Origin of the sequence: Christiangramia lutea, from assembly GCF_022489035.1 — a bacterium.
Lineage (GTDB): Bacteria > Bacteroidota > Bacteroidia > Flavobacteriales > Flavobacteriaceae > Christiangramia > Christiangramia lutea.
Genome location: NZ_JAKVTV010000027.1, coordinates 1 through 865 on the forward strand (window position 1 = coordinate 1; position 865 = coordinate 865).

At 32.1% G+C, this 865-nt stretch carries 1 protein-coding gene; it reads right to left on the reverse strand.

Annotated features, from left to right (window positions below; translation table 11 throughout):
* Positions 1-126: 126 nt before the first annotated feature.
* The coding region (locus ML462_RS16015) for a hypothetical protein (protein ID WP_240714841.1) at positions 127-865 on the reverse strand (739 nt) is incomplete at its 5' end.

Consider the following 865-nt stretch of genomic DNA (forward strand, 5'->3'; position numbering starts at 1 on the left):
TACAACGGTCTCGGCTATCGCCAGTTGCGGGAGTTGGGATGCGGAATTGTCGGCTTATTTGTTTTATTTCCTGGTTTCTAAAATTACACTTTTTCGATGATACCCGTTATTGGCGATGAGCCGTTGTTACCTGCTGGCTGCTTTTAGTTCTTCAAATTCTTTTTCAGTTAGAATTTTATCTAATTCTAACTCTATTGAATTTCCATTAGGAATAAATCTTTTATACTTTACCATTCCGAAATCTTTGGCATAGAAAGTTGTTTGCTCCATATTGTAGTCCAAATCTAAACCTAGCATTTCCATTTTGTACAGATCTAGAAATTTTACTGTTTTGTATGTTTTATTTCTAACCTCTATATCTTCAAAACCAATTTGTTTTCTGGTTTTCGTCATTCTTTCTTTAATATTTTCATTCTCTACTTCATAGGTGACTGAATAACTATAAGAACTTGTATCCGTCCATTTGTAAACCTCATTTTTAGTTATCTCACTTGGAATTGCTTTCTGATTTGAGTTATAATCTTCATATTTTGTGAGATAAGCTCCATCATCTTTTAATTCTTCTTGGAAAACGTTATAGATTCTAAAGTTTGATCTATAACTATCGGTTACAATTGTATTTTTGATAGGATCAGTTTTAATTTTCCAATATTCCACATACGTCGTATCATTTCTATCTACATATTTATAAATTTTAGTCTCCACTTTATCACTCATTGGATAGTAATATTCTCTTAAATTGTGTTGGGAATAACAATTCAGAGTGAATATGAAAAGAAGTAAAAAATTTAAAATTTTCATCAATTTGAATTTGTCAGCAGCTTGCAGGTAACGGTCTCGGTTATCGCCAGTTGGCGGAGTAGGG